Genomic DNA, 24,010 nt, shown 5'->3' with positions numbered 1-24,010 from the left:
ACACTGTCGAGGGAGAATCCTCAGCGCCAGCGACCACGCCCCGCGCTCCTCGCCCCCCGCCCCGCCCCCCCCCCCCGGCCCCAAGCCCTGACGGCTGCACGGGCAGCTGCGTCAGCGGATGTTGTCCACGTCGACGAGGTCGACCCGGACGTTGCGACCGCCGAGGGCGCCGACCACGGTGCGCAGAGCGCGCGCCGTGCGGCCGCCCCGGCCGATCACCTTGCCGAGGTCATCGGGGTGCACACGCACCTCGATGGTGTTCCCCCGACGCAGGTTGCGCGAGCGCACCTGCACCTCGTCGGGGTGCTCGACGATGCCCTTCACCAGGTGGTCGAGGGCGTCCTCGATCACGATCAGGCCTCGGCGGCGGCGTCGGCCTCAGCCTCGGCCTTGTCCGACTTCTTGGCCTTCGGGGTGATGGCGACACCGGTGGTGGCGTCCTCGAAGCCGGCGACGGCCTTCGCGAACAGGTGCGAGAAGTCCTCGACCTTGGGCTCGGCGACCTTGAGCGGCGCCGGGGCCGGCAGGCCCTTGAACTTCTGCCAGTCGCCGGTCAGCTTGAGGATGGCGAGGACCGGCTCGGTCGGCTGGGCGCCGACGGACAGCCAGTACTGGGCGCGGTCGCTGTCGACCTCGATCTTCGAGGGGTTGTAGGTCGGCTGGTAGATGCCGATCTCCTCGATCGCGCGACCGTCACGCTTGGTGCGCGCGTCGGCGATGACGATGCGGTAGTGCGGGGAGCGAATCTTGCCGAGACGCTTGAGCTTGATCTTGACTGCCACGGGAGTGGATTCTCCTGGTGTTGACGTGGGTGAGCGGTCGCGTTCATCGCGTGGGGTTGCGGTGCGGACCGTTCAAGGGACACGCCAGCCGTAGGAGAGAGGGGTCCTGCTCGGCTGCCGAGTACTCAGCTGTCCATTCTGCCATACCGGCGCCAACCGCCTGGACCGGGCCTCCCGGGCACCGTCTGCGGACCAGGCTTCCCGGGCACCGTCCACCGAGCCGGACACGGAGCCGGAGCCGGACCGGCCGGCCCCCGGACCCACCTCGTGGGGCCGGACCGGACCGGGAGCCCCCGCTCCCGGTCGAGTCCACTGATTCCGTCCACGAGTCTTCCGATCGCACCCGCCGGTTCCGCTGCCCGCACAGCCGACCACCGGGTCCTGCCACCCGGTCACGCGACCCCGAACCGGTCACGTGAGCCCGATGGGCCCTGCCTTGCCGAACTTCTCGAACGCGCTTGTCGAACTCGTCGAACGTGCCGAACTCGTCGAACCCCGTCGAGATTGCTGAAATTGCTGAAATGGTTGGAACTACCAGAACCGCCGGAACCGCCGGAACTCCCGGAACCCCGGAACGAACCGCCGAACCCGACAGGATCAGGCGATCTTGAAGGGCTGCTGGCACGCGCCGCAGACGATGGACGCCTGCGCGAGCACCGACGGCACGACCCGGACGTTCCGCCCGCAGCCGCACACCGCCTTGACCCGCACGCCGCCCCCGGAGGAACCGTGCCGGGCGGCCGGCCCGCGGAAGGCGCGCGTCGCGCCTTCGCCGGCCACCGCCTCCTGGTGCGCACCCAGGGCGCGGTCCAGGCGTTCGATGGTCTCGGCGTACCGCTCCTGCGTCTCCTTGAGCATGGTCACCTGGGAGAACCCGCTGCTCGCGTGCGGTTCCACCGGGTGTGCCAGACCGAGCTCGGAGGCGAGCATCAGGAAGCGCCGGTTGTGGTAGCGGCCGGCCCGCGAGGTGTCCCGGATGTCCCGGGCCGCGGCCAGACCGTGGGCAGCCTCGTGGAGGAGCCGCTCGAAACCGAGCCGCGTGCCACAGGCCGAGGAGGACTCGCCGATCAGGGCCTCGGGCGAGGCCAGGTCCGGGAGGTCCTGGTGGTAGGCCTGGATGTCACTCCAGGCGGCGGCCAGTTCGGCCGCGAGGACGAGGGGCTGTGTCGTGCTCACGCTAGACCAACGATGGAGTGCGAGCCGATGTTCCGCCTGTTCCCGTTCTCCGGGAATTCCCAGGGAACTCCCAGGAATGCATGGTCGCGCGCGAATTGCGCGTTCCGGATCTGACGCAAGACCAACCCCCTGCCGGTTTCGGCCCGCGCAGCTCGGCGGGCCTGGTGAATTCCGTCCGGGGGGCGGGCTGTCGCACCCAGGACGTACGGCCCGTGGTCCTGTCGAAGTTGACAGGGCCACGGGCCGTACACCGTACCGCTATTCCGTTAATACCGGCAGTTGACCGGCCAGTAGGGATGTTGCGAGTCCGGAGCCCTCGACGAGAGTTACCGGATTCTTACCACCCGCATTCCGGGCAAATGTTGCCGGTAACGGTCATTACCCACCGCCGGTCGTACCGATGGTCGGGATCAGTACGCACGCGCGACGATCGCGATATTGCCTTCCTGGTCGTCCGTCTGCGGCACCGAACCGTCGGCGGCGACGATGCAGCGCACCGAGACGCCCTGCTCGGCCAGCTTGGCCTCGCCCTCCGGGCCGAGCTCGGCCCAGGAGATCCGGCCCCAGCCGGTGGCGGCGGCCTCGACGGCCTCGTCGAGGGTCTTGACGTCGACGGTGCGCGACTCGCGGCGCTCGCGGGACTGGCGCAGCAGGAGCGCCTGGTCGTCCTCCAGGACGCCCGGGAGCAGCTCGGCCAGGGCGTCGATCGAGACCGGCTCCTTGCCGCCCGCGATGCGGCGGACCAGCATCGCGGTGCCGTTCTCCAGGTCGCGCGGGCCGACCTCGATGCGGACCGGAACGCCCTTGAGCTCCCAGTCGACGGCGCGGCGGCCGAACGGGGTGTCGGTGCGGTCGTCGACGACCACGCGGACGCCGACGGCCTCCAGGCGGGCGCCGATCTCGCGGACCTTGGCGATGACCGCGTCGTCGCCCTTGATGGCGAGGACGACGGCCTGGACGGCGGCCAGGCGCGGCGGGACGCGCAGGCCGTTGTCGTCGCCGTGGGACATGATCAGGCCGCCGACCATGCGGGTCGAGACGCCCCAGGAGGTCTGCCAGACGTACTCGCGCTCGGCGCCCTGGAGCTGGTAGGTGGTGTTGAACGCCTTGGCGAAGTTCTGGCCCAGCTCGTGGCTGGTGCCCATCTGCAGGGCCTTGCCGTCGCCCATCATGCCCTCGAGGGTGAGGGTGTTGATGGCGCCGGCGAAGCGCTCCTTGGCGGTCTTGCGGCCGAGCACGACGTCGATGCCGAGCACGTTGGTCATGAAGTCGCCGTAGACCTGCGTGTGGATCATCGACGCGTACGCGCGGGCGTCCTCGTAGGTGGCGTGGGCGGTGTGGCCCTCCTGCCAGAGGAACTCGGTGGTGCGCAGGAAGACGCGCGGGCGCAGCTCCCAACGGACCACGTTGGCCCACTGGTTGATCAACAGGGGCAGGTCGCGGTGGCTCTGCACCCACTTGGAGAAGTACTCGTTGATGATCGTCTCGGAGGTCGGCCGGACGACGACCGGCTCCTCCAGCTGCTTGCCGCCGCCGTGGGTGACCACCGCGAGCTCGGGGGCGAAGCCCTCGACGTGCTCGGCCTCCTTGGTCAGGTACGACTGCGGGATGAACATCGGGAAGTAGGCGTTCTGCGCGCCGGCTTTCTTGATCCGCGCGTCCATCTCCTGCTGCATCCGCTCCCACAGGCCGTAGCCGTACGGTCGGATGACCATGGTGCCGCGCACCGGACCGTTGTCGGCCAGCTCGGCCTTGTTGATGAGGTCCTGGTACCAGCGCGGGAAGTCTTCCGCCTGAGGGGTGAGAACGGGTGCCTTAGCCATGGCCCGAATGGTACGGGGAGCGGCCCCCTGACTTCGAATCGGTATCACACCCGCGGCGGACGGCCACCCCGGCCACGGGACGCCACGGCTCGGCCACGGGACGACCACCGCGCGACCACGGGACGGACGGGGCACGACCACGGGACGGACGGGGGCGCGGACGCGGGACGACCCCCGCCGACAGCAGGGGGCGCACGACCGCGACACGCGCGCACCACCCTGCACCCCTCTGGACGCCGCGCCCGAGCCGCTGTTCGCTGGAGTGGGGCGGGACTTTGGGGGAGCCGTAGCAGCACACCGAAGGACCGGATGGGAGGCCGCGATGGCTTCAGCTCGGACGACCGGCACGACCGAACGACCAGCGGGCGCACGACCGCACCACCCCCACGCGGGGGGCGCGTGGCCCGCGCGGGCGCGCGACTGGGCCGAGATCCAGGAACGCATGCTGGTACCGCTGTACGAGGCGGTCTACGACCGGCTGGAGGTCGGCCCGGCGAGCAGTGTGCTGGGCCTGGGCTGCCGCTCCGGGCTGGCGCTCCTGCTGGCGGCCGGCCGGGGTGCCCAGGTCGCCGGCCAGGAACCCCGGGACGAACTGCGCGAGCTCGCGCGGGACCGTCGGCTGCAGGTGTGCGCGGGGGCCCGGCCGGCCACCGCGCTCCCCCGCTCGGCCCATTCGCTGGTGACGGTTTTCGAACAGCTCCCGGCGAGCGCCGAACCGCGCACGGTGGTCGCCGAGGCCGCCCGGCTGACGCTGCCCGGCGGGCACGTGGTGCTGGCCGCCTGGGGGCCGCAGGAGCGCTGCGAGAGCGCCGCGGTGCTGGACGTGGCCCGGCGGATGGCCGGCCGCACCACCGCGCGCGACCCGTTCGACCTGAGCGCGCCGGGCGCCCTGGAGGACCTGATCGCCGCGGCCGGCCTGCGTCCGGCCGGCAGCGGCCGGGTGAGCTGCCCGTTCGCCTATCCGGACCTGGACAGCGCGGTGCGCGGCCTGCTCTCCACCGGGCTGTTCGAGGCCGCCGAGGAGTTCTCCGGCGGCGCGCTGGTGGCCAAGGAGCTGGAGGAGGCGCTGCAGCCCTACCTGCGCGCCGACGGGTCGGTCCGGATGGAGAACGTGTTCCGCTACCTGATCGCCGAGCGTCGCCGCTGAACCGGGCACCGCGGCACACGCGGCGCGGCACGCACGGCCCGGCACACGCACGGCCCGGCACATGCACCGCAGCACACGCGGCCCGGCACGAGCGGCCCGGCAGACACGGCACGCCGGAACCCGGCGGACCGGGGGCACACCCCGAGACGGACGAAACCGGGAGCGCCCGCCACCACGGCGAGCGCCCCCGGCCTTCTGCCCGCGCTTCCCCGAACGGCCCTGCACGACCCCGCCGCGCACCACCGGGCCCCGCCGCGCACCGAACGGCCCTGCACGGCCCCGCCGCGCACCACCGGGCCCCGCCGCGCACCGAACGGCCCTGCACGGCCCCGCCGCGCACCACCGGGCCCCGCCGCGCACCGAACGGCCCCGCATGGCTCCACCGGGACCCGCCGCGCCCCGCCGCCCTACGAAGCGTCCCCGTCCTCGGCCGCCTCCCGCGGCACCCCGGCGGCCCGGTAGGCCTGCGCCTCGTCCAGCGTCTCCGCCTCCAGCAGCGCCGCCGCCAGCGCGTCGAGCCGGGTCCGCTGCTCGGTCAGGATCCGCACCGCGTCCTCGTAGCACTCGGCGACGATCCGCCGGGCCTCCTCGTCCACCGCGTCGAGCGTGGTCGGGGCGGCGGAGAGCCCGTACGCCCCCTGCGGGTCGGCGGGCACGGCGGTGAGCCGCCCGACCCGCTCGCTCATGCCCCAGCGGCCGGCCATCCCCCGGGCGATGTTGGTGACCTGCTCCAGGTCGCTCTCCGCGCCCGTGGTGATGACCCCGTAGACGACCTGCTCGGCCGCCATCCCGCCGAGCGCGCCGATGATCCGGCCGCGCAGGTAGGGCTCGGTGTACGAGTAGCGGTCGTTCTCGGGCGTGGAGAGCGTGACGCCGAGCGCCCGGCCGCGGGGCACGATGGTGATCTTGCGGACCGGGTCGGCGCCGGGCTGGAGCATCCCCAGCAGCGCGTGCCCGCTCTCGTGGTACGCCGTGCGCTCGCGCTCCTCCTGCGGCATCACCAGCGGCCGGACGGCGCCGAGCTGGACCTTCTCCAGCGCGTCCGAGAGGTCCCGCTCGTTGACGGCGTCCTGCTTGCGCTTGACGGCCAGCAGGGCGGCCTCGTTGACGAGGTTGGCGAGCTCGGCGCCGGTCATCCCGGGGGTGACCTTGGCCAGCCGGGTGAGGTCGGCGTCGCCGGCCAGCGGGACGGTCCGGGAGTGGATGGCGAGGATCGCGGCGCGCCCCTCGCGGTCCGGCGGACTGACGGTGATCCGCCGGTCGAAGCGGCCGGGGCGCAGCAGCGCGGGGTCGAGCACGTCGGCCCGGTTGGTCGCGGCGATCACGATGACGCCCTCGGAGCCGGTGAAGCCGTCCATCTCGGTGAGGATCTGGTTGAGCGTCTGCTCGCGCTCGTCGTGCCCGCCGAGGCCGCCGCCCCCGCCGCGCTGGCGGCCGATGGTGTCGATCTCGTCGATGAAGACGATCGCCGGCGCCACCTTGCGCGCCTCGGCGAAGAGTTCGCGGACGCGGCTGGCGCCGACGCCGACGATCATCTCGATGAACTCGGAGGCGGAGGCGGAGAAGAACGGCACGTTGGCCTCGCCGGCGACGGCCCGGGCGAGCAGCGTCTTGCCGGTGCCGGGCGGGCCGCTCAGCAGCACGCCGCGCGGCATCTTGGCGCCCATCATGCGGTACCGCTGCGGGTTCTTCAGGAAGTCGACGACCTCGGCGAGTTCGGCCTCGACCTCGTCGATGCCGGCCACGTCGGCGAAGGTGGTGCGCTTGCCCTCCTCCGCGACCACCGGCTTGGGCGGCGCCTTGCGGCCGAGCGGCCCGGCGCCGAGGCCGCCGGACATCCGACGGGCGAGCAGCACCCAGATGAAGACCAGCAGCAGCATCGGGGCCAGCGAGAGCAGCAGGTTGGAGAGGAAGCTGCGCTGCTGGACGACCGGCGAGGTGGCGGTGACCTCGATGCCCTGCTGCTGGAGGGTGGCCCAGAGGTTGTCGTTGGCGAAGGAGGGCCGCTGGGTGGCGAAGTCGGTGTAGTCGCCCTTGGCGCCGTCCGGCCGGGGCTGGGCGGACTTGAGGGTGCCCTCGATGGCGTCGCCCTTGGAGTAGATCTTGGTGATGTTGCCCTTGTTCAGCTGGTTGTTGAACTCGGTGTAGGAGATCGTCGTGGCGCCCTCGTTGCCGAAGAAGGACAGCAGCACGTCCGAGATCAGGAACACCACGAGCGCGGTGAGGATGAGGCCCATCCAGCCGCCGGGCATCCGGCGGCGGGGTGGCGGCGGGGGCGGGGCGCCCTCCGACCGCCAGGGCTGGTCGGGGGTCTGGCGCGGCGGGACGGGTTCGGTCACCTCTCGGACGATACGGACGCACGCTCGGGCGGGCCAACCGCAACGCCGCGCCCCAGAGCGGCCGCGGGTCAGCCCCGCGCGGCCTCCCGACCCGCCCCAGAGCGGCCCCGGGACAGCCCCGCCGCGCCCCGAGCGGCCCCGACCGCGGCCGCCCCCACCCCGCCCGCCGGACGCCCGCCGGACGCCCGCCGGGCACACCCGCTAGGCGCCCGAGCCCGGCCACTCCTCGACGGTCATCGCGAACCGCTCGTGGTCGCGCCAGGCGCCCTGCAGGAACAGCATCCGCGGCGTGTAGCCCTCGTGCCGGAAGCCCAGCCGCTTCGCCAGCGCGATCGACCGCTCGTTGTCCGGCTGCACGTTGATCTCCAGCCGGTGCAGCCCGAGCCCGCCCGCCGGCTGCGGGGCGAAGCAGCGGTCCACGACCAGCCGCATGCCCTCGGTCATCCGCCCGGTGCCGGCGAACGGCAGGTAGGAGTCGTAGCCGAGGGAGGCGTTGCAGAAGCGGCCCATCACGATGTTGGCCACGTTCACCTTGCCGACCAGCCCGCCGGTCTCGCGGTCGACGATCAGGAAGGTCCGCAGGCCGGCCCCCTGGCGCTCCAGCAGGTCGGGCAGCCCGTTCGGCTCGACCGGGTTCCACCGCCCGACGTGCTCGGCGGACCGTCGGACCGCCTCGGCGTACGCACCCTCGTCCTCGGCCCGCGGGGCCCTGATCGTCACTCGCACCCCACCATCATCGGACACGCGATCGGCCCGCCGCCCGGATAATCCGGACGACGGGCCGATCGGTGACGACGGCGGGGACGGTGGCGGGCCGACGGGCCCCGGCCGGGCCGACGGGCACCGGACCGCCCGGATGCCTACAGCAGGTCCTTGAACTCCTTGGGGAGCTCGAAGTCGGCCGGTCCCTTGCCCGCGCCGAGGCCGAACGCCCCGCCGTCGGCCGGGGCCTGGGCGCCGCCCGGGCCGAGTGCGCGCCGCTCGGCGGCGGCCGCCTCCTCCTGCGCGCGCTTCAGCGGGTTGCCGCTCTTGCGCTTGCCCTTGGCCTGCGGGGCCTTCTTCGCGGACTTCTTCGCGCCGCCGCCCATGCCCGGGATCCCCGGCATGCCGGGCATGCCCTTGCCGGAGGCCATCGCGGACATCATCTTGCGGGCGTCGAAGAACCGCTCGACCAGGTTCTTGACCTCGCCGACCTGGACGCCCGAACCCTTGGCGATGCGGGCCCGGCGGGAGCCGTTGATCAGCTCCGGCTCGGCGCGCTCGGCCGGCGTCATCGACTTGATGATCGCGCCGACGCGGTTGACGTCCTTGTCGTCGATGTTGTTGATCTGCTCGCGGATCTGGCCCATGCCGGGCAGCATGCCGAGCAGCTTGGAGATCGAGCCCATCTTCTGGACCTGCTCCAGCTGGGACAGGAAGTCGTCCAGCGTGAAGGCCTTCGGGCCGCCGCGCAGCTTGGCGGCGATCTTCTCGGCCTCGGCCTGCGAGAAGGTCTGCTCGGCCTTCTCGATCAGCGAGAGGACGTCACCCATGCCGAGGATGCGCGAGGCCATCCGGTCCGGGTGGAAGGCGTCGAAGTCGTCGACCTTCTCGCCGTTCGAGGCGAACATGATCTGCCGGCCGGTGACGTGCGCGACCGACAGGGCGGCACCGCCGCGGGCGTCGCCGTCGAGCTTGGAGAGCACGACACCGGTGAAGTCGACGCCGTCGAGGAAGGCCTGCGCGGTGGTGACCGCGTCCTGGCCGATCATCGCGTCGACGACGAACAGGACCTCGTCCGGCTCGACCGCGGCGCGGATGTCCGCGGCCTGCTGCATCAGCTCGGCGTCGATGCCGAGGCGGCCGGCGGTGTCGACGACGACGACGTCGTACTGCTTCTGCTTGGCGTACTCGATCGAGTCCTTGGCCACCTGCACCGGGTCGCCGACGCCGTTGCCCGGCTGCGGGCCGTAGAAGGCCACGCCGGCGCGCTCGGCGACCACCTGGAGCTGGTTGACCGCGTTGGGGCGCTGGAGGTCGCAGGCGACCAGCAGCGGGGTGTGCTTCTGCTTCTTCAGCCAGTGGCCGAGCTTGCCCGCGAGGGTGGTCTTACCGGCACCCTGCAGACCGGCGAGCATGATCACCGTGGGGCCGTTCTTCGCGAACCGCACCCGACGGGTCTCGCCGCCGAGGATCGCGATGAGCTCCTCGTTGACGATCTTGATGATCTGCTGCGCCGGGTTCAGCGCGCCCGAGACCTCGGCACCGAGCGCCCGGTCCTTGACCTGCTTGATGAAGGCCCGGACGACCGGCAGCGCGACGTCCGCCTCCAGCAGCGCGATGCGGATCTCGCGGGCGGTGGCGTCGATGTCCGCCTCGCTGAGGCGGCCCTTGCCACGGAGGTTCTTGAACGTCGCTGCGAGGCGATCGGAAAGGGTGTCGAACACGTCGTCGCGGGTCCTCTGCGGCATCGGTATCGGTACGGTCGTCGCCCCCAAGGGTATCCGGCCACCCCGGGTACGGTCTCCACCCCCGTACGGACCGGGTCCGCGGCCCCTTCCCGCCGGGCCCGCGACCCCGTTCAGCCCAGTGCCGCGCGGACCGCGGCCGCCACCTCCCCGGCCCGCTGGGCGGCCAGCGGGCGGCCCTCCCCGTCGGTCAGGTAGAAGGAGTCGACGGCGTCCGCGCCGAGCGTGGAGACGTGCGCGGTGCGCACCCGGACGCCGGCCTCGTCCAGCGCCCGGCCGATCCGGTGCAGCAGCCCGGGGGCGTCGTGCGCGCGGACCTCCAGGACGGTCGCCGTCGCCGAGGCCACCGCGGGCGCGACCGTGACCAGCGGCGGCGGGGTCGGGATGCCCCGGCGCCGCGGGGCCGCCGCGTCCCGCTCGGCGAGCCGGCGGGCGACGTCCAGCGAGCCGTCCAGCGCCCGGCGCAGGTCCGCGCGCAGCCGGGCGGCCTCCGGCAGCTCGCCGTACTCGGCCGCCACCCGCCAGGAGAGCAGCAGGACCGGGCCCGCGCCGATCGGGTCCAGCTCGCGCAGGCCCGCCGAGCGGACGGTCAGCCGGTGCAGCGCGAGCACCCCGGCGACCGTGCCGAGCAGCCCGGGCCGGTCCGGGACGGCCAGCGTCAGCTCCACGCCCATCGGCTCCGGCGGGGTCGTGAGGGGCGGCTGCGCCGCAGGCGGGCCCGCCGTCTCCGCCTGGGCCTGGAGCGCCAGCGCCGGGGCGTCGGTGCGCGCGGCCTCGACGGCGAGCCGCTCCTGCTCGGCCGTGGGCGCCGCCTCGGCCGGCGCCGCCGGTCCCCCGGACAGCTGGGCGGCGGCCCGCGCCACCAGGCCGTCCACCAGCGAGGCGCGCCAGGTGCTCCACGCCGCCGGGCCGGTGGCCAGCGCGTCCGCCTCGGTGAGCGCGTGCAGCAGTTCCAGGCGCGGCAGGGTGGTGACCACCTTGGTGATCGCCTCGACGGTGGCCGGGTCGTCCGGGTCCCGCCGGGTGGCGGTGTCGACCAGGGTCAGGTGGTGGCGGACCAGCACCGCGAGGGTCTCGGTGTCCTCGGGGTCGAAGCCCATCCGGACGGCGACGTCGCGCACGATCACCTCGCCGGCCTCGCTGTGGTCACCAGGCCAGCCCTTGCCGATGTCGTGCAGCAGCGCGGCGACCAGCAGCAGGTCGGGCCGGGCCACCCGGCGGGTCATCGCGGCGGCCCGCACCGCCGTCTCGACGAGGTGGCGGTCCACCGTCCACCGGTGCACCGCGTTGCGCTGAGGGCGGCAGCGGACCCGCTCCCAGTCCGGCAACAGCCGGGTGACCACGCCCTCGGCCTCCAGCGCCTCCCACACCGGCACGGCCGCCTCGCCGGCGCCGAGCAGCGTGACCAGCTGCTCGCGCGCCTCGTCGGGCCAGGGCACCGGCAGCGGGCGGCACTCGGCGGCGAGTCTGCGGACCGTCGCGTACGAGACGGTGAGCCCGTTCTGCGCGGCGGCGGCCGCGGCGCGCAGCGGCAGGACGGGGTCGGCGGCCGGGCGGGCGCCCTGCGCGAGCACCGCCTCGCCGTCCTGCTCGACGACGCCCTCGGCGAGCGGGCGGCGCTCGACCGCGCCGCGCGCCACCGCGCCCGAACCGCGCCCGGCGCCGCCGAACGGGAAGGCCAGCCGCCCCGGCCGTCGGCCCCGGCCGGACCGGGCGGCGAGCACCCGGTCCACCGCCCGCCAGGTGACGTCGCTCGCGTAGGCGATGGTCCGGGCCGCCTCGTAGACCTGGCGCAGCAGCGCGTCGGCGTCCAGCACGCCGAGCCGCTCGGCGACCTGGTCCTGGTCCTGGAGGCTGAGCCGCTCGGTGGCCCGGCCGGTGGCCAGGTGCAGCGCGTCCCGGACGTCGGCCAGCCGCAGCGCGGCGTCGTCGAGGCCGTCGCGCGGGGCGTCGGCGAGCCAGGTCGCGGCGACCGCGTTGAGCGCGACGACGTCGCGCAGGCCGCCCCGGGCCTCCTTGAGGTCGGGCTCCAGCAGGAACGACAGCTCGCCGTGCCGCTCGGCCCGCTCCCGGCCGAGCTCGCGCAGCTCGGGCAGCCGGGCCGGGGCGCCGGCCCGCCAGTCGCCGAGGACGGCGGAGCGCAGGGCCGCGGTCAGCGATTCGTCCCCGGCGACGTGGCGGGCGTCCAGCAGGCCGAGCTGCGCCTTGAGGTCGGCGGCGGCGACGGACCGCGCCTCGGCGACGGTGCGCACCGAGTGGTCGAGGGAGGCACCCGCGTCCCACACGGGGTACCAGATCCGCTCGGGCAGCTCCCGGTCGATCCGGCCGGAGTGCAGCAGGAGGACGTCGAGGTCGCTGCGCGGGGACAGTTCGCCGCGCCCGTAGCCGCCGACGGCGACCAGGGCGACGCCGGCGGGGGCACCGGCGGACGCGAGCAGGCCCGCCAGCCAGTCGTCGGTGAGCCGGGCGAGCGCGGCGCGGCGTTCGCGGCCGGCCGGGCCGGGGCCGGCGAGCAGCGCGGCCCTGGCCGCTCCGTAGCCGGCGGGACCGGAATCGGAAGGACTGGTCTCGGTGGTCATGCGGGGTCCCGTCCGTCGGGCGGTTGTGCGGGGTGGCGCCGGCGGGCGGGCCGGGTGCCGATGCGCCGCCGGGCGGGGGGGGGGGGCCCGCCAGGCCGGGGGCCCCCCCGCCCGCGGCGCCCGGGGCGCGGGCCCGCCCCCCCCCCGCCCGCGGTGCGTCATGTCGTCAGAGCGCGTCCGGTCCGCGCTCGCCGGTGCGGACCCGGACGGCCGTGTCGACCGGGATGCTCCACACCTTGCCGTCGCCGATCTTGCCGGTCCTGGCCGCCTTCACCAGGACGTCGATCAGCTGGTCGGCGTCGTCGTCCTCGACCAGGACCTCGATCCGGATCTTGGGCACGAGGTCCACGGTGTACTCGGCGCCGCGGTAGACCTCGGTGTGGCCGCGCTGGCGGCCGTAGCCGCTGGCCTCGGTGACGGTCAGCCCGTGCACCCCGAAGGCCTGCAGGGCGGCCTTCACGTCGTCCAGGCGGTGCGGCTTGATCACGGCGGTGATGAGCTTCATCGGGCGTCGACCTCGGTCTTCTCGGCAGTCGGGGCGGCGGGCTTCTGAACGTCGGCCTTCTGGGCCGTGGTCGCCGCGGCGGCCGCGGCCGGGGCGAGGGCCCGGGCCAGACCGGCGCCCACCGCGCTGAAATCGTAGGCGGACTCGGCGTGTTCGGCCTGGTCGATGCCGGCCACCTCCACCTCCTCGCTGACCCGGAACCCGACCGTCTTGTCGATCGCCTTGGCCAGCAGCCAGGAGACGACGAAGGAGTACGCCGCGACCACGGACACGCCCAGCGCCTGCTTGCCGAGCTGGTCGAGACCGCCGCCGTAGAACAGGCCCTTGGCGGTCTGGCCGACCCCGCCGGTGGCGAACAGGCCGATCAGCAGCGAGCCGATCGCGCCGCCGACCGCGTGCACGCCCACCACGTCGAGCGAGTCGTCGAAGCCGAGGCGGTACTTGAGGGAGATGGCGGCGGCGCAGACGGCGCCCGCGATCAGGCCGATCGCCACCGCGCCGAGCGGGCTGACCGAGCCGCAGGCCGGGGTGATGGCGACCAGGCCGGCCACCGCGCCGGAGGCGGCGCCCAGGGTGGTGAACGCGCCGTGCTTGAGCTTCTCGAAGACCAGCCAGCCGACCAGCGCGGCGCCCGTCGCGACCTGGGTGTTGACGAAGGCCATCGCCGCGACGCCGTTGGCGGCCAGTGCCGAGCCCGCGTTGAAGCCGAACCAGCCGAACCACAGCAGGCCGGAACCGAGCATCACCAGCGGCAGGCTGTGCGGGCGCATCGGGTCCTTCTTGAAGCCGATCCGCTTGCCGAGCACCAGGCAGAGCGCGAGTCCGGCCACGCCGGCGTTGATGTGCACGGCCGTGCCGCCGGCGAAGTCGATGACGCCGTTGCGGTCACCGAGCCAGCCGCCCTTGCCGCCGTCCACCATGAACACCCAGTGCGCGACGGGGAAGTAGACGACGGACACCCAGAGCGCGACGAACAGGCCCCAGGCGGCGAACTTGGCGCGGTCCGCGATGGCGCCGCTGATCAGCGCCGGGGTGATGATCGCGAACATCAGCTGGAACACGGAGAAGGCCGTGACCGGGATCGTGCCCGACAGCTCGTTCAGGCCGATCCCGCGCATCCCGAGGAAGTCGAGGTTGCCGATCAGGCCGAAGCCGGCGTCCGGCCCGAAGCTGAGCGAGTAACCGTAGAGGACCCAGAGCACCGTGACGATGCCGAGCGAGAGGAAGCTCATCGCCAGCATGTTGAGTGTGCTCTTGGCCCGGACCATGCCCCCGTAGAAGAAGGCCAGGCCCGGGGTCATCACCATGACCAGGGCCGCACTGATGAGCACGAAGGCGGTGTCGCCCGCGCTGAAGCCGTCCGGCATCGGCGTCTCCTCTGCGTGAAAGCCGATCCACCACCCGGGTACCTGTCCCGTGCCACCCGGGGTGTCGGCGATGAAGAGGAGAGTGCCGAAGGCGGGTTTCGGCCAGTGCGGCCGGTTGTTTCGCGGCCGTGACGCGTGCGACGCGCGGGTTACACCTGCGTGAACCGCAGCCCCGTCGGGGGTCCGGATGGGTTACCGTGCCGCCGCACGCCACGCCCGGTGCCGCAACCGCCACCGACCGTGGCGGCGGCGGCCGTCACGGTCGGTGGAGTCCGGCGGGGGCGTGGCTCAGACCACCGAGACGTACTCGGGGATGTCCTGGACGACCCTTTCCTTCAGGCGGCTCACCGCGTCCACGCCCTTGAAGCGGACGGCCGCGGCCTCCGTGGTCTTGCGCACCCGCGAGTTCAGCCGCTCGGAGCGGACCTTCGTCGCGATGTCCACCGCCTGCTCGGCCATCAGCGCGGCCTGCTCGGCCTCCTTCTGCAGCAGGTGCACGCTGGCCATGCCGATCAGGTTGAAGGCGTACGAGCGCACGTGGTCGCCGTCCTGGCGGAACAGGTCCACCGCGCGCTCCATCACCGGCGCGGACATCGACGCGTACAGCTCGGAGTTGTCGGAGTGGTAGGCGAGGTCGCGGAAGGAGTGCGCGTTCTCGGCGTTCAGCTCGGCGGGCGAGAAGAACTTCAGCCAGTCCGGCTCCTCGTCCCCCTCGCGGATGTCGGTGAAGGTGTCCTCGGCCAGCCGCACCGCCCGGGCGCAGCGGTTCACCTCGCCAATGGTCGCGTAGGCGCGCGCCTCCATCGCGTACAGCAGGGCCTGCTGGCGCGGGGTGGCGGTGTCGCGGCTGCCGTACTGGGCGAGGTGGATCAGCTCCAGGGCGTCCTCGCCGCGGTTGAGGTGGATCATCTGGCGGCTCATGTCGGTGAGGATCAGCGCGCCGAACGGGCGGTCGCCGGCCTCCTTGGCGGCGTGCAGCGCGAGCACGTAGTACTTCTGCGCGCTCGGGTGCATGCCGACGTCGTAGGACATCCACCCGGCCAGGTGGGCGAGTTCGGCGGTGAGCCGGAACAGCCGCCGGGTGGTCTGCTCGGGGTAGCTCTCCTGGAGCAGGTCGGTGACCTCGTGCAGCTGGCCGACGACGGCCTTGCGGCGCAGCCCGCCGCCGTTCTGCGCGTCCCACTGGCGGAACATGACCGTGGTCTGCTCCAGCAGTTCGAGCTCGGGCTCGGACAGCCGGCCGGTGAACGCCTCGCCGCCGTTGGCCGCGGTCAGGATCGGGGTGGGGGTGCCGTTCGGGCCGGGGGCGAGCCAGCGCTGCATCGGCTCGATCAGGGCGGCGCCCGCGGTCAGCGCCAGCGAGGTGCCGAGGAAGCCCCGGCGGTTGAGCATCAGGTCGCTGCGGGAGTAGTCACTGATCAGCTGGACGGTCTGCGGGGCGCTCCACGGCAGGTCCACGCCGCCGCCGACGGTGGAGACCGGGATCGCGGCGCGCAGGCCGAGGTCCTCGATCGAGACGACCGAGCCGAAGCGCTCGGAGAAGAGCTCCGACATGATCTTGGGGATCGGCTCGCGCGGCTGCTCGCCGTCCAGCCAGCGCCGCACGCGGGAGGTGTCGGTGGAGACGTGGTGGGCGCCGATCTGCCGGGCCCGGCGGTTGACCTGGCGGGCCAACTCCCCCTTGGACCAGCCGCTGCGGGCGAACCACGTGGTCAGCTTCTCGTTGGGTTGCTTCTCTGCCATGGGGAACGTCCCATCCCGCCCGGCCCCGGAGGGCCCCCGATCGTCATCGCCCGACGGTTGCGGGCTGTTGCCAGACGTGCCGTGCCGCGGCGCCGCCGCACCCCTCTCTCGCACTGGTGTGCCACGACTCCGGACGGGGCGTCAGTTCGCCCAACTCCCGCGCCCCTGCGGCTCGGAGCTGACTCCCCGACGACGCCCGTGTGCTGAACGTAATGCCCCGCCGAGGGTCCGCGGGACGGCCCCTGGCGAAACGCCACCTTTCGCCACCCCCAGGAGTGAACCGAAGCAAGGGGGCACACGCTTCACTAGGTAGTCGCGGCGGTCGGCATATGCGGGCCGCCAAGTCCCCGAGCAATCCCGGCGGTCCCGACGGACCGCCACGGCCACCGGCGAGTTTGCCGTCCGCCCAGCTCGACGGCCGCCTCGCGCACACGACGATCCGGCATCGGCACAGCCGCCACAAGGCGGCGCCCGAGGCGCACCACCGCAAAAGGCGCACGCCACGCGCTGCGCGCCGCACCCGCACAACGCACCACGCAACGGACAATCAACGCAAAGTCACCATCCCGTAACCATCGGCAACGAGAACCTGTTGGGGGAGGCATGGACAACCTGTTCGGCGAACTTCGACTGGGGCACCTGCGGCTGGCTCCGCTGGGCGCGCGCCGCCGCACCAAGGTCACCGCGTCCCAGGCCGCCGCGGAGTACACCGGTCGCTGGGGCTGGGCGGTCGCCGTCACCGGCCGGGCCGCCGGCAACGCCCCGGCCGCCTGCCAGTGCGGCACCGCCCGCTGCGCCGCCCCGGGCCTGCACCCCGTGCCCGGCTGCGAGGCCGCCGTGCACACCGCCGACGCCGAGGGCTCCGTCCTGTTCCCCACCGGCCGGGCGTTCGACGTCCTGGACGTCCCCGAGCAGGCCGGCGTCCAGGCGCTCGTCCGGCTGGAGCGGATGGGCACCCAGGTCGGCCCGGTGCTGACCGCCCCCACCGGCCGGCTGCAGTTCCTGGTCGCCCCCGGCACCGCCCGCCGCCTGCCCGACCTCCTGTACCGGATGGGCTGGGACGACGCCGCGCTCGACCTGGCCTGCCACGGCGAGGGCAGCTACGTCGCCGCCCCGCCCACCGTCCTGCCCGGCCTCGGCCCGGTGCGCTGGCTGCGCCGCCCGACCCGGGACAACGCGGGCTGTCCGCCCGAGGCCCGGCTGCTGCTGGGCACCCTCGCCTACGCCTGCCACCGCGGCCGCGAGCGCACCGCGGAGCCGGCCTGGATGGCCTCCTGAGCCCAGCACCACCGAGCTCGGCGCGACCCCGGGCCCAGCACGCCCCTGGCCCGGAGCAACCCTGGCCCGGAACCACCCGAGCCCAGCACAAAGGGCCCGCCCCCAACGGGGAGCGGACCCTTCACCGTGTACGGGGGGCTCAGTCCCCGATCAGCGCGTCCACGAACGCGCCCGGCTCGAACGGCGCCAGGTCGTCCGCGCCCTCGCCGAGGCCGATCAGCTTGACCGGCACCCCCAGCTCGCGCTGGACCGCGACGACGATGCCGCCCTTGGCGGTGCCGTCCAGCTTGGTCAGCACGATGCCGGTGATGTCGACCACCTCGGCGAACACCCGGGCCTGGATCAGGCCGTTCTGACCGGTGGTGGCGTCCAGCACCAGCAGGACCTCGTCCACCGGGCCGTGCTTCTCGACGACCCGCTTGACCTTGCCCAGCTCGTCCATCAGGCCGGTCTTGGTGTGCAGCCGGCCGGCGGTGTCCACGAGGACGGTGTCCACGCCCTCGGCGATGCCCTCCTTGACCGCGTCGAACGCGACCGAGGCCGGGTCGCCGCCCTCGGGACCGCGCACGGTCCGGGCGCCGACCCGCTCGCCCCAGGTCTGCAGCTGGTCGGCGGCGGCGGCGCGGAAGGTGTCGGCCGCGCCGAGCACGACCGTGCGGCCGTCGGCGACCAGGACGCGGGCCAGCTTGCCGGTGGTGGTGGTCTTGCCGACGCCGTTGACGCCGACGACCAGGACCACGGCCGGGCCCTCCTCGTGCTTGGTGGAGCGCACGGTGCGGTCGGCGTCCTTGCCGACCAGCTCGACCAGCTCCTCGCGCAGCAGCGCGCGCAGCTCGTCGGGGGTGCGGGTGCCGAGCACCTTCACCCGGGTGCGCAGCCGCTCGACCAGCTCCTGGGTGGGGGCCACGCCGACGTCGGCGGTCAGCAGGGTGTCCTCGATCTCCTCCCAGGTGTCCTCGTCGAGGTGCTCGCGGGAGAGCAGCGAGAGCAGGCCCTTGCCGAGCGAGTTCTGCGAACGGGAGAGCCGGGAGCGCAGCCGGACGAGCCGGCCGGCGGTGGGCTCGGGGACCTCGACGGCGGGGGCCGCCTCGGCCTCGGCGACCTCGACGGCCTCCGGGGCCTCCGCGGTCTCGGGGAGCGGAACCTCCTCGACGGTGCGCCGCGGCTCCTCGGTGGGCGGCGCGGCCTCCTCACCGACCTGGGGCTCGCGCGGGGTGGTCGGCGGCGCCGTGATGACCGGCGCCTGCGACTTCGGCGGGAGTTGCTGGCGTCGTCTGCCGGAAACGACGAGGCCCGCGATCGCGCCGACGGCGACCACGGCGATGACTACGGCAAGGATCACGTATTCCATATCTCCCCCAGTATCCGTGACGAGGCCCGAGAAGCACCGCACCCGGGCTAGGCGGATGTGGCCCGCACCACGCCCCGGCGCCGTTCCCGGTCCTCTCCCCCGGCCTGGCTGCCGGGAGATTCCCCCACCCGCAGCCGCTGGCTGATCACCTGGGAGATTCCGTCGCCCTTCATCGTCACGCCGTAGAGCGCGTCCGCGGACTCCATCGTCAGCTTCTGGTGCGTGATCACGATCAGCTGGGAGCTCTCCCGCAGCTCCTCCATGATCCCGATCAGCCGACGCAGGTTGGTCTCGTCCAGCGCCGCCTCCACCTCGTCCATGACGTAGAACGGGCTGGGCCTGGCCTTGAAGATGGCCACCAGCAGCGCGACGGCGGTCAGCGAGCGCTCGCCGCCGGAGAGCAGCGACAGGCGCTTGACCTTCTTGCCCGGCGGGCGGGCCTCCACCTCGACGCCGGTGGTCAGCATGTCGTCGGGGTCGGTCAGCACCAGCCGGCCCTCCCCGCCCGGGAACAGCCGGGCGAAGACGCCCTCGAACTGGGCCGCGGTGTCGTGGTAGGCGGAGGTGAACAGCTGCTCGACCCGCTCGTCGACGTCCCGGACGATGTCCATCAGGTCGCGCCGGCCCCGCTTGAGGTCGTCCAGCTGCTCGCCGAGGAACTGGTGGCGTTCCTCCAGCGCGGCGAACTCCTCCAGCGCGAGCGGGTTGACCTTGCCGAGCTGCTGGTAGGCCTTCTCGGCCGCCCGCAGCCGCTTCTCCTGCTCGGCCCGGACGTACGGGTACGGCTCGCCCGGCTCCTGCCCCTCCTCAGGCGTGGCCGGCGGGACGGGCTGGTCGGGCCCGTACGAGGCGAGCAGTTCGCCGCCGTCGATGCCGAACTCCTCCAGCGCCCTGGCCTCCAGCTGCTCGATCCGCAGCCGCTTCTCGGCCCGCAGGACCTCGTCCCGGTGGCCGGCGTCGACCAGCTTGTCCAGTTCCTCCTTGAGGCCGCGGCCCTGCTCGCGGTGCGCCCGGAGCTCCGCCTCGCGCTCCGCGCGCTCCCGTTCGACGGCCGCCCGCCCGGCGTCCGCACGCGCGAGCGACACCTCCAGGCAGGCGAGCAGCTGCCGGGCGCCCGCCGCGACGGCGTTCGCCACCCCGGCGTCGTGCTGCGCGCGCCGACGGCGCTCGGCGGCGCGGGCGCGCGCCTCGCGCTCGGTGCGGGCGGCGCGGTCCAGCTGGTCGGCCCGGCCGGCCAGCGCGCGGACCCGCTCCTCGTGGGTGCGCACGGCGAGGCGTGCCTCCAGCTCGGCCTGCCGGGCGGCCGAGGCGGCCCCGGCCAGCCGCTGCTGCTCGGCCGGGTCGGGCTCGTCCTCCCCCGCGTCGGCCGAGTCCTCGGCGGCGGCCAGGCGTTCGGCCAGTTCCCCGGCGGTGGCGAGCAGTTGGGCGAGGCCCTCCTCCGCCCGGGCGGCGGCGGCCGCCAGCCGTTCGGCCTCGCCGGCGGCGGCGCGGGCCTGCCCACCGAGGCGGCCGAGCGCTCCGGCCACCTGGGCCCGTTCCTTCTCCGCGTGCCTCCGCTGGGCGGACAGCCGTTCCACCTCGGCCGCCGACCCGCTCCGCAGTTCGGCGAGTCCGGCCAGCCGTTCGGCCGCGTCCGCGCAGCGGAGGGCGAGTTCGCCGATCGCGCGGGCCGTCTCGTCCACGGCGGCCTGGGTCTCCAGCAGGCTCGGCGCGCCGCCGGAGCCGCCGTGGGCGAGGCCGGCGCCGAGCCGGTCGCCGTCGGCGGTGACGGCGCTCAGGGCGGGGTGCGCGGTGATCAGGGACAGGGCGTCGTCGAGGGTGCCGACGACGGCCGTCCCGGCCAGCAGCGTGCGCACGGCGGCGGTCAACTCGGCCGGTCCGTCCACCAGTTCGGCCGCCCAGCGGGCACCGGCGGGCAACTCGGTCACGGCCCGGTCGGGTTCGGGCGCACCGGCGACGAGCAGCGCGGCCCGTCCGGCGTCGTCGGCGTGCAGCAGGCGCAGCGCGGCGACGGCGGCGTCCGGCGAGTCGACGGCCACCGCGTCGGCGGCTGCGCCGAGTGCGGCGGCGACGGCGACCTCGTGGCCGGGGGCGATGCGCAGCAGTGCGGCGGCCGGGCCGAGCAGTCCGGTCAGCCGGTCCCCCGCCGCGAGCAGCGCGCCCGTGCCGTCCTTGCGGCGCAGTCCGAGCGCCAGCGCGTCGTGGCGCGCGGTGAGCCCGGCGCGCTCGCGCTCGGCGGCGCCGGCGGCCTCCCGGGCGGCGGTGAGGTCGCGTTCGACGGCGGCGAGCCGTGCGCGGGCCTCGTCGTGGGCGGTGTCGGCGCGCTCGTCGTCCCCGGCGAGGCCGTCGACCTGTTCCTGCAGCTGCTCGAACTCGCGCTGCGCGGCTCCGGCGCGCAGCAGCGCCTCGTCCCTGGCCTCGGTGAGCCGGCCGATCTCGGCCTGGGCCGACGCGGCCTTGGAGCGCGCGCCCGCCGCCTGCCCCTGGAGCCGGGCGAGCCCCTCGCGGCGGTCGGCGATGGCGCGGGCGGCGTCCCGCAGCCGGCGCTCCTCGGCGGCCAGGTCGCGTTCCAGTTCGTTCTTGCGTTCGACGGCCTCGGCCAGCGCGTACCGGGCCTCCTCCAGCGCCTCGGCGAGGGCGGCCTCCTCCTCGCGGACGCGCTCGGCCTCCCGTTCGAGCTCTTCCGGGTCCCGCCCGCGCCGTTCCTCGCCCTGCCCCCCGGCGACGGCGTGCCGGGCCCTCGCCTCGGCCAGTCCGATCGTGCCGCGGGTGCGCTCGGCGAGCGCGGAGAGCCGGTACCAGGTCTGCCTGGCGGCCTCCAGGCTCGGGCCGAGCTGCTCGACCTGCGCCTCCAGGACGCGCTCGCGCTGGACGGCGCGGGCCAGTTCCTGCTCGACGGTGGTGCGGCGCAGGCGCAGCGCGAGTTCGTCGGCGATCTCGGCCTCGACGGCCTGGCGGAGGACGAGCAGGTCGTCGGCGAGCAGCCGCAGCCGGGCGTCGCGCAGGTCGGCCTGGATGCCGGCGGCGCGGCGGGCGATCCTGGCCTGCCGGCCGAGCGGGCCGAGCTGGCGGCGCAGTTCGGCCACCAGGTCCTGGACGCGGTTGAGGTTGGCCTGCATCGCGTCGAGCTTCCGCAGCGCCTTCTCCTTGCGCTTGCGGTGCTTGAGCACGCCGGCCGCCTCCTCGATGAAGGCCCGGCGGCCCATCGGGTCGGCGTGCAGGACGGAGTCCAGCTGTCCCTGGCCGACGATGACGTGCATCTCGCGGCCGATGCCGGAGTCGGAGAGCAGTTCCTGGATGTCGAGCAGCCGGCAGGTCTGGCCGTTGAGCGCGTACTCGCTGCCGCCGTTGCGGAACATCGTCCGGGTGATGGTCACCTCGGCGTACTCGATGGGCAGCGCGCCGTCGGTGTTGTCGATGGTGAGGCTGACCTCGGCCCGGCCGAGCGGGGCGCGCCCGCTGGTCCCGGCGAAGATGACGTCCTCCATCTTGCCGCCGCGCAGCGACTTGGCGCCCTGCTCGCCCATGACCCAGGAGAGCGCGTCGACGACGTTGGACTTGCCCGAGCCGTTCGGGCCGACGACACAGGTGATGCCGGGCTCGAAGCGCAGCGTGGTGCTGGAGGCGAAGGACTTGAACCCGCGCAGCGTCAGACTCTTCAGGTGCACGCGGCCGGTCTCCTCATCGCTCGCCGGGGTTCACGGACCCCGACGGCGACTGTATCCGGCAGGTGGGCGGCCGAAGGCGCCCGGACACGACGAAGGGACGCCACAACCGGGCGTCCCTTGCATGCTGCGTCCCTTGCGGGGCGGCTCAGTGCACAGCGGCGTCGATCTGCGCGGACCGGGCGGGACTCAGGTGAGAGCCGGCTCCCGCTGATCCAGATCGATGCTGTTGAGCAGCGAGTGCTCGTCAGCGACAGCGGTGAGAGCGTCGTTCTCAGCCTGCATCCGAAGGAGCTCGGCTTCAAGGTCCTGGACGCGCTGCTGAAGCCGTCGCATCTCGGAGAGCATTCGCGGGTCGGGGCCGCCGACGTACCCGAGAAGCGCCTTTGCCATGATGAATGGTCCTCCACGCTGAGTGACCGAACCGGAACGGTACAGGTCTAGGGGGAAGGGGGACGCACGCGCGGCGCGCCACCGGAAGTGCCGGCTTGGCACTGCGGCGCAACCATCGTGAGCTGGGCTCACGAGGGCATGCGCCGACCGGGAAAACGCGGTCGTGTGCGCGGGCTTCCAGCGTCTCACCAAAGACGGAAAGGGTCAACACGATCACCGCACGCTACCGCGCCCCTGTCACCTGCCTGGCGGTGTCGTCACGCCGAGGAGGTCCGGGCCGGGTCCACCAGGTGCTCGTGGATCATCGTTCGATGCGGAGTCAACCACGAGTCTGCCCGGATGGCAACCGTATGACACCGCCGGTTGAGGATCTTTTCGCCGGGTGCCGTGCGGGGCCCGGCCCCGGCGGAATTCAGCGGATCTCGAAGCCCTCGTAGCCGACGCCGACGGCGGTCCAGATCTCGGTCACGCCGCTCACGCTGCCGGGTGTGTCGGGGCCGCGGAGCAGGGCGAGCAACTCCTCGCAGTCGCCGGCGAGGCCCTCGGCCACCACCTGGACCCGGCCGTCGCCGAGGTTGCTCGCGTAGCCGGTCAGGCCGACCTCCAGCGCCCGCGCCCTGGTCCACCAGCGGAAGCCGACCTGCTGGACCTTCCCCCGGACCCAGGCGGTGACCCGGACCGGTTCCTCACTGTGGGTGTCGCGACCGTGCATGCCCCGACCCTAACCGGCCGCGGGCCCGGTCACAGCTCCGCGGGCCCCTCGACGGTCCACCCCGGGCTGTGCACCCGCGCGTGCAGTTCGCCGCGCCGGGCCTCCCGGCCGCAGGTGCGGCAGACCCAGGCCGCGTCGAAGGCGTGCGGCTCGTGCCCCTCCGGCTCGTGGTCGAAGGTGACCGGCGACTCGGGCAGCAGCCAGCGGTCGCCCCACGTGCGCAAGGCGTGGGCGAGCGGGGCGAGGTCCCGGCCGGCCTCGGTGAGGTGGTACTCGTAGCGCGGCGGCCGCTCGCTGTAGGCGCGCCGCTCGACGATCCCCGCCTCCTCCAGTGCCCGCAGCCGGGCGGTGAGCCGGTCCCGGGGCGCGCCCGTGTTGCGGGCGATCCGGTCGAAGCGGTGGTTTCCGTAGAACAGCTCCCGGACCACCAGCAGGGCCCACTTCTCGCCGACGACGTGCAGCGCCGCCGCCATCGAGCACGGCCGGCCGGGCAGGGCGGCGGGGAGCGACGGGAGCGGGCCCGGGGTGTCAGGGGTCACGGCGCCAGCGTGCCACACAGGGTTGTGTTCTCAAACCCGGGCCGGACGGCACTGCGGCCCCGCCGGAGGATCCGGCGGGGCCGCCGCGGGGTGCGCGTCGGGTCGGCGCGGCCGGGGACCGGGTGACCAATCGCCCCCGCCACCCCCCAAATAGCCCCCCCCCC

General features: G+C 73.9%; 18 protein-coding genes. 2 read left to right on the top strand and 16 right to left on the bottom strand.

Annotation, left to right across the window (positions count from 1 at the left end):
• Positions 1-111: 111 nt before the first annotated feature.
• From ACFV4F_RS21315 to proS, 4 genes are all read right to left on the bottom strand, one after another.
• The gene (locus ACFV4F_RS21315; protein WP_030056773.1) at positions 112-351 is read right to left on the bottom strand and encodes an RNA-binding protein; all 240 of its coding nucleotides are present in this window, start codon (positions 349-351) and stop codon (positions 112-114) included.
• A 2-nt stretch (positions 352-353) separates the two neighbouring features.
• Positions 354-782 carry a 30S ribosomal protein S16 gene (rpsP, locus tag ACFV4F_RS21310; RefSeq protein ID WP_148642771.1) on the bottom strand — a complete coding sequence of 143 codons (429 nt, stop codon included), beginning with the start codon at positions 780-782 and terminating at the stop codon, positions 354-356.
• 597 nt (positions 783-1,379) lie between these two features.
• Entirely contained in the window at positions 1,380-1,958 is a 579-nt protein-coding gene (locus ACFV4F_RS21305; RefSeq protein WP_380443859.1) for a hypothetical protein, read from the bottom strand.
• A gap of 410 nt (positions 1,959-2,368) precedes the next feature.
• A complete protein-coding gene (gene proS, locus ACFV4F_RS21300) occupies positions 2,369-3,781 on the bottom strand; it encodes a proline--tRNA ligase (protein ID WP_380443857.1) in 1,413 nt (470 codons plus the stop codon).
• Positions 3,782-4,103: 322 nt separating this feature from the next.
• Between proS and ACFV4F_RS21295 the strand changes: the two genes are divergently transcribed.
• On the top strand, positions 4,104-4,928 hold the full coding sequence (locus tag ACFV4F_RS21295; RefSeq protein ID WP_380504534.1) for a class I SAM-dependent methyltransferase: 825 nt from the start codon (positions 4,104-4,106) through the stop codon (positions 4,926-4,928).
• A 407-nt stretch (positions 4,929-5,335) separates the two neighbouring features.
• On the opposite strand, the gene ftsH is transcribed toward ACFV4F_RS21295, so the two are convergent.
• The 7 genes from ftsH to ACFV4F_RS21260 all read right to left on the bottom strand — a co-directional run bounded on the left by ftsH (position 5,336) and on the right by ACFV4F_RS21260 (position 15,908).
• On the bottom strand, positions 5,336-7,267 hold the full coding sequence (gene ftsH, locus ACFV4F_RS21290; RefSeq protein WP_380443853.1) for an ATP-dependent zinc metalloprotease FtsH: 1,932 nt from the start codon (positions 7,265-7,267) through the stop codon (positions 5,336-5,338).
• A gap of 201 nt (positions 7,268-7,468) precedes the next feature.
• Positions 7,469-7,993 (bottom strand): GNAT family N-acetyltransferase, encoded by a 525-nt coding sequence (locus ACFV4F_RS21285; protein ID WP_380443851.1) that lies wholly within the window; start codon positions 7,991-7,993, stop codon positions 7,469-7,471.
• Between the two features lie 134 nt (positions 7,994-8,127).
• Positions 8,128-9,693, bottom strand: coding sequence for a signal recognition particle protein (gene ffh, locus ACFV4F_RS21280; RefSeq protein WP_380443916.1), 1,566 nt, complete (start codon positions 9,691-9,693; stop codon positions 8,128-8,130).
• A gap of 134 nt (positions 9,694-9,827) precedes the next feature.
• Positions 9,828-12,293 (bottom strand): [protein-PII] uridylyltransferase, encoded by a 2,466-nt coding sequence (locus ACFV4F_RS21275; protein WP_380443849.1) that lies wholly within the window; start codon positions 12,291-12,293, stop codon positions 9,828-9,830.
• A gap of 166 nt (positions 12,294-12,459) precedes the next feature.
• On the bottom strand, positions 12,460-12,798 hold the full coding sequence (locus tag ACFV4F_RS21270) for a P-II family nitrogen regulator (RefSeq protein WP_218207157.1): 339 nt from the start codon (positions 12,796-12,798) through the stop codon (positions 12,460-12,462).
• Entirely contained in the window at positions 12,795-14,165 is a 1,371-nt protein-coding gene (locus ACFV4F_RS21265) for an ammonium transporter (RefSeq protein WP_380499195.1), read from the bottom strand. The genes ACFV4F_RS21270 and ACFV4F_RS21265 overlap by 4 nt, the downstream gene beginning before the upstream one ends.
• Before the next feature lie 288 nt (positions 14,166-14,453).
• Complete coding sequence (locus tag ACFV4F_RS21260; RefSeq protein WP_380445652.1) at positions 14,454-15,908, bottom strand: hypothetical protein; 1,455 nt, start codon at positions 15,906-15,908, stop codon at positions 14,454-14,456.
• 603 nt (positions 15,909-16,511) lie between these two features.
• Here ACFV4F_RS21260 and ACFV4F_RS21255 point away from each other — a divergent pair.
• Positions 16,512-17,186, top strand: a complete 675-nt coding sequence (locus ACFV4F_RS21255) for a bifunctional DNA primase/polymerase (protein WP_380499194.1) — start codon at positions 16,512-16,514, stop codon at positions 17,184-17,186.
• A 139-nt stretch (positions 17,187-17,325) separates the two neighbouring features.
• Here ACFV4F_RS21255 and ftsY read toward each other — a convergent pair whose 3' ends face one another.
• The 5 genes from ftsY to ACFV4F_RS21230 form a co-directional block, all read right to left on the bottom strand.
• On the bottom strand, positions 17,326-18,537 hold the full coding sequence (gene ftsY, locus ACFV4F_RS21250) for a signal recognition particle-docking protein FtsY (protein ID WP_380445654.1): 1,212 nt from the start codon (positions 18,535-18,537) through the stop codon (positions 17,326-17,328).
• Between the two features lie 47 nt (positions 18,538-18,584).
• A complete protein-coding gene (gene smc, locus ACFV4F_RS21245; protein WP_380504531.1) occupies positions 18,585-22,205 on the bottom strand; it encodes a chromosome segregation protein SMC in 3,621 nt (1,206 codons plus the stop codon).
• A gap of 186 nt (positions 22,206-22,391) precedes the next feature.
• A complete protein-coding gene (locus ACFV4F_RS21240; RefSeq protein WP_045702518.1) occupies positions 22,392-22,595 on the bottom strand; it encodes a hypothetical protein in 204 nt (67 codons plus the stop codon).
• A gap of 412 nt (positions 22,596-23,007) precedes the next feature.
• Entirely contained in the window at positions 23,008-23,307 is a 300-nt protein-coding gene (locus ACFV4F_RS21235) for an acylphosphatase (protein WP_380504528.1), read from the bottom strand.
• Between the two features lie 29 nt (positions 23,308-23,336).
• The gene (locus ACFV4F_RS21230; RefSeq protein ID WP_380445657.1) at positions 23,337-23,846 is read right to left on the bottom strand and encodes a winged helix-turn-helix transcriptional regulator; all 510 of its coding nucleotides are present in this window, start codon (positions 23,844-23,846) and stop codon (positions 23,337-23,339) included.
• Between the last annotated feature and the right edge of the window lie 164 nt (positions 23,847-24,010).

This window comes from Kitasatospora sp. NPDC059722 (genome assembly GCF_042733235.1).
Taxonomy (GTDB): Bacteria; Actinomycetota; Actinomycetes; order Streptomycetales; family Streptomycetaceae; genus Kitasatospora.
Note: the sequence above shows the minus strand (reverse complement) of the source record. Positions and strands in the feature narration are given on the sequence as shown.

What these genes read in the sequence shown, in the direction of transcription:
- ACFV4F_RS21270 (WP_218207157.1), bottom strand. Translation starts at nt 12,798, where the DNA reads ATGAAGCTCATCACCGCCGTGATCAAGCCGCACCGCCTGGACGACGTG.
- ACFV4F_RS21255 (WP_380499194.1), top strand. Translation starts at nt 16,512, where the DNA reads ATGGACAACCTGTTCGGCGAACTTCGACTGGGGCACCTGCGGCTGGCT.
- ACFV4F_RS21235 (WP_380504528.1), bottom strand. Translation starts at nt 23,307, where the DNA reads ATGCACGGTCGCGACACCCACAGTGAGGAACCGGTCCGGGTCACCGCC.
- ACFV4F_RS21240 (WP_045702518.1), bottom strand. Translation starts at nt 22,595, where the DNA reads ATGGCAAAGGCGCTTCTCGGGTACGTCGGCGGCCCCGACCCGCGAATG.
- ACFV4F_RS21295 (WP_380504534.1), top strand. Translation starts at nt 4,104, where the DNA reads ATGGCTTCAGCTCGGACGACCGGCACGACCGAACGACCAGCGGGCGCA.
- ACFV4F_RS21260 (WP_380445652.1), bottom strand. Translation starts at nt 15,908, where the DNA reads ATGGCAGAGAAGCAACCCAACGAGAAGCTGACCACGTGGTTCGCCCGC.
- proS (WP_380443857.1), bottom strand. Translation starts at nt 3,781, where the DNA reads ATGGCTAAGGCACCCGTTCTCACCCCTCAGGCGGAAGACTTCCCGCGC.
- ftsY (WP_380445654.1), bottom strand. Translation starts at nt 18,537, where the DNA reads ATGGAATACGTGATCCTTGCCGTAGTCATCGCCGTGGTCGCCGTCGGC.
- ACFV4F_RS21275 (WP_380443849.1), bottom strand. Translation starts at nt 12,293, where the DNA reads ATGACCACCGAGACCAGTCCTTCCGATTCCGGTCCCGCCGGCTACGGA.
- ACFV4F_RS21265 (WP_380499195.1), bottom strand. Translation starts at nt 14,165, where the DNA reads ATGCCGGACGGCTTCAGCGCGGGCGACACCGCCTTCGTGCTCATCAGT.